Below are 4,309 nucleotides of genomic sequence, written 5' to 3' on the forward strand. Positions count from 1 at the left end.
GGTCGGTTCCCCGCCGACCCTTGCCCCCGGGCGGCACCATGTGGCCACGAGGAGGGTACAGATGACGAAGAACCTGAAGCGGACCGCGGCCTTCACCGCGCTGGCCCGGGCGTTGACGGCGGGTGCCCGGGGCGGCCCGTCGCTCGGGGCCCGGCTGATGGCGCTGCCGCGCATGGTCGGTGCGACCTTCCGTGGCGAGTACGACGGCGGGCTGCGGATGGCCGCGATGGCGGCGGCCACCGCGTACATCGCCTCCCCGGTCGATCTCATGCCGGAGCTGTTCCTGACCGTGTTCGGGCTCGCCGACGACGCGATCATGGTGACCTGGCTGGCCGGTGCGGTGCTCGCCGAAACCGAACGGTTCCTGGAGTGGGAGGCCCGCCGGGAGTCGGTGATCCCCGGCCACGTGGTGGGTTGACGGCACGTAGGCTGGCCGGTACACACAGCAGAACCAACGCCCGGCCATCAGCCGTCGGCGCCTTTCCGGAAGGGCACATCGAGGTGCGCTACTACGACAACGTCGTCGAGCTGATCGGCAACACCCCGCTGGTACGGCTCCGTAACGTCACCGACGGGATCTCGGCGACCGTGCTCGCCAAGGTCGAGTACCTCAACCCGGGCGGTTCGGTGAAGGACCGGATCGCCCTGCGCATGGTGGAGGACGCCGAACGGGCCGGGCTGCTCCAGCCGGGCGGCACGATCGTCGAGCCGACCAGCGGGAACACCGGTGTGGGCCTGGCGCTGGTGGCCCAGCTCAAGGGTTACAAGTGTGTCTTCGTCTGCCCCGACAAGGTCAGCCAGGACAAGCAGGACGTGCTGCGGGCGTACGGCGCCGAGGTGGTGGTCTGCCCGACCGCGGTCGCCCCGGAGGACCCCCGCTCCTACTACAACGTCTCGGACCGGCTGACCCGGGAGATCCCCGGTGCCTGGAAGCCCGACCAGTACAGCAACCCGGCCAACCCGCGTTCCCACTACGAGAGCACCGGCCCGGAGCTGTGGGAGCAGACCGGTGGGCAGATCACCCACTTCGTGGCGGGGGTGGGCACCGGCGGCACCGTGTCGGGCATCGGCCGGTACCTCAAGGAGGCGTCCGGTGGCACGGTCCGGGTGATCGGCGCAGACCCGGAGGGTTCGGTCTACTCCGGCGGCACCGGCCGGCCGTACCTGGTCGAGGGGGTCGGCGAGGACTTCTGGCCGCAGACCTACGACCGGGACATCTGCGACGAGATCGTGGAGGTCTCCGACAAGGCGTCGTTCGAGATGACCCGGCGGCTGGCCCGCGAGGAGGGGCTGCTGGTCGGTGGCTCCTGCGGGATGGCGGTGGTCGCCGCGCTGGAGGTGGCCCGCAAGGCCCAGCCGGACGACGTGGTCGTGGTGCTGCTGCCGGACGGCGGCCGGGGCTACCTCTCCAAGATCTTCAACGACTCGTGGATGGCCCGGTACGGCTTCCTGACCACCGGCGGCTGCGAGGCGACGGTGGCCGAGGCGCTGGCCGGCAAGCCGGGTGGCATCCCCGAGCTGGTGCACGTGCACCCGACCGAGACGGTCCGGGACGCCATCGACTACATGCGCGAGTACGGCGTCTCGCAGCTCCCGGTGCTCAAGGCCGAGCCGCCGGTGGTGACCGGTGAGGTGGCCGGTTCGATCGCCGAGCGGGACCTGCTCGACGCGCTCTTCACCGGGCAGGCCAACCTGCACGACACGATCGAGCGGCACATGACCTCGCCGCTGCCGATGATCGGTGGTGGTCAGCCGGTGAGTGAGGCGGTCGCCCTGCTGGAGAAGTCGGACGCGGCGCTGGTGCTGGTCGACGGCAAGCCGAAGGGGGTGCTCACCCGCCAGGACCTGCTGACCCACCTCGGGACCCGCTGACCCGCCACGCCCCACACCTCACGCCCTCACGCCCTTGCGCCCTCACGCCCTCGCGCGGCGCGACGTGCGTGGCCCCCTTCCCTCGGTCGATCATGAAGTTGTTGTCGCGACACGCCGGAGCGGGTGACAACAACTTCATGATCAACGCGAGAAGGGCATCACTCCGCGGTGGTGGTACTGGTGTCCACCTGGCGGTGCAGGTACTCCCGGATCAGCGCCTTGGCCTCGGCGAGCACCTGCTCGTCACCGTCCGGCACGCGCCGGAAGGCCAACTTGATCAGGGAGTCGGCCGCCTCGACCGCGATCTCCAGCGTGAAGCGCAGCCGGGGCGTGTCGGCGATGCCGAACCGGTCGACCAGCACCCGGGCCAACTGCTCGGCGATGACCCCGTTGTTGTCCCGGTCCTCGGCGAGCAGGTGCAGGTCGACGACGTCACCGAAGTGCAGGGTACGGAACCCCGGCACCGTCCGGTGCATGGTGATGTACTCGTCGATGCCCGCATCGACACCGTCCCACCAGTGCGTGAGGTCGTCCTGGGCGAAGCGTTCGTTGAGTCGTTGCAGGTAGGCCTCCATCGTGCGGAGCGTCAGCGCCTGCACGATGGCCCGTTTGTCGGGGAAGAACTGGTAGACCGATCCGATCGCGACCTCGGCGCGCTCGGCGAGCAGGGTCGTCGTTAGTCCCTCGTAACCCACCTCGTCGACAAGTTCGGCGCAGGCGTCCAACATGCGTTGGACCCGCGCGACACTTCGACCCTGCACCGGTACCCGGCGCAACGGCCCGGTCGTGGCGGTAGATGTGGACACTCGTCGCCACCCCCTTCGACGGATGAACATATCTGTACGCCGCGGAACCGCGACGCTACCCGGCTTAACGAACCAACCGTCGATGCGGTGTTTACCAGGGACAACGTTCCTGATATGAAGACTACTCACGTTGCTATCGAGGAGCGCCCATGCCCCGTTCTGCGCCGGCTGTCCGTTCCGGCTGGTCCAACTGGGCCGGCAACCAGCGTGCCACCGCCCGGTCCGTGTACCGCCCCACCGACGTCACGGAGGTCGCCGAGGCGGTACGCGGCGCCGTGGCGCAGGGGCAACGGATCAGGCCGGTGGGCAGCGGGCACTCCTTCACCGACATCGCCCGGACCGACCAGTGCCGGATGGAACTGGACGCGCTGGGCGGTGACATCCGGATCGACCGGGAACGGCGGTTGGTCACCGTACCGGCCGGGATGACCCTACGCGCCCTCAACGCACTGCTCGCTGCCGAGGGACTCGCCCTGCCCAACCTCGGTGACATCGACGCGCAGACCATCAGCGGGGCGATCTCCACCGGTACCCACGGCACCGGCGCGGCGCTCGGCGGCCTGGCCACCTTCGTCGAGTCGTTGACCCTGGTCACCGGTACCGGCGAGACACTGGTCTGCGCGGCCGACCGGGATCCGGACCTGCTCGCCGCCGCCCGGGTGTCGCTCGGCGCGCTCGGCGTGATCGTCGACGTCACCCTGCGCTGCGTGGACGCCTTCGTGCTCCGGGCCGACGAGCGCCCGGCCCGGCTGGACACGGTGCTCGCCGGGCTGCCCGAGCTGATCAGCGGACACGACCACGTCGAGTTCTACTGGTTCCCGTACACCGACCGGGTGCAGGTCAAGACCAACGACCGGGTCGCCGCCGACGACCGGCCGCTGCCGGGCTGGCGGCGCCGGCTGGACGACGAGTTCCTGTCGAACACCGTCTTCGCCGGGGCCTGCCGGCTCGGCCGGGCGGTACCGGCCCTCGCCCCGACGATCAGCGCGGTCTCCGCGCGGGCGCTCACCGCCCGCGCCTACACCGGCCCGTCCCACACGGTCTTCTGCACCCCGCGCCGGGTCCGCTTCACCGAGATGGAGTACTCCCTGCCACGGGCCGCCCTCGGCGAGGCGCTCACCGCCCTACGCCGGATCGTCGACGGGCTGCCCGAGAAGATCCTCTTCCCGGTCGAGGTACGGTTCACCGCCGCCGACGACATCTGGCTCTCCCACTCGCACGGGCGCGAGTCGGCGTACATCGCCATCCACCAGTTCGCCGGCGCGCCGTACCAGGCGTACTTCACCGCCTTCGAGCAGGTGACCCGGGAGTTGGGTGGCCGGCCGCACTGGGGGAAGCTGCACTGGCGGGACGCCGCGTCGCTCGCGCCGGTGTACCCCCGGTTCGCCGACTTCCTGGCCGTCCGGGACCGGCTCGACCCGCACCGGGTCTTCGCCAACGAGTACCTGGACCGGGTCCTCGGGGCCTGACCGTCGAGATCTTGGTGGCAAAAGGCTCCTCCAGGGGCCGTTCGCCACCAAGATCCACCGGTTGTCCACAGGTGTCCGGCACGGGGCAGCGGCGCCGGCTCGCGGTGACGACACTCGACCGGCATGAGGCGTCGTACCCCGTCCCCGCCCGCCACCCTCGGC

General features: G+C 70.3%; 4 protein-coding genes. 3 read left to right on the forward strand and 1 reads right to left on the reverse strand.

Annotation, left to right across the window (positions count from 1 at the left end):
- The first annotated feature begins 61 nt into the window (after window positions 1-61).
- Both GSF22_RS31325 and GSF22_RS31330 read left to right on the forward strand, forming a co-directional pair.
- Window positions 62-418: a DUF1232 domain-containing protein gene (locus tag GSF22_RS31325; RefSeq protein ID WP_208817524.1), complete on the forward strand. Its 357-nt coding sequence runs from the start codon at window positions 62-64 to the stop codon at window positions 416-418.
- 83 nt (window positions 419-501) lie between these two features.
- A complete protein-coding gene (locus tag GSF22_RS31330) occupies window positions 502-1,872 on the forward strand; it encodes a cystathionine beta-synthase (protein WP_208817526.1) in 1,371 nt (456 codons plus the stop codon).
- Between the two features lie 158 nt (window positions 1,873-2,030).
- Here GSF22_RS31330 and GSF22_RS31335 read toward each other — a convergent pair whose 3' ends face one another.
- Window positions 2,031-2,600 (reverse strand): TetR/AcrR family transcriptional regulator, encoded by a 570-nt coding sequence (locus GSF22_RS31335; RefSeq protein WP_208817527.1) that lies wholly within the window; start codon window positions 2,598-2,600, stop codon window positions 2,031-2,033.
- Between the two features lie 227 nt (window positions 2,601-2,827).
- Between GSF22_RS31335 and GSF22_RS31340 the strand changes: the two genes are divergently transcribed.
- Window positions 2,828-4,147, forward strand: coding sequence for a D-arabinono-1,4-lactone oxidase (locus GSF22_RS31340; RefSeq protein WP_208817525.1), 1,320 nt, complete (start codon window positions 2,828-2,830; stop codon window positions 4,145-4,147).
- Window positions 4,148-4,309: the final 162 nt, after the last annotated feature.

Source organism: Micromonospora echinofusca (assembly GCF_017614955.1).
Classification (GTDB): Bacteria; Actinomycetota; Actinomycetes; order Mycobacteriales; family Micromonosporaceae; genus Micromonospora; species Micromonospora echinofusca_A.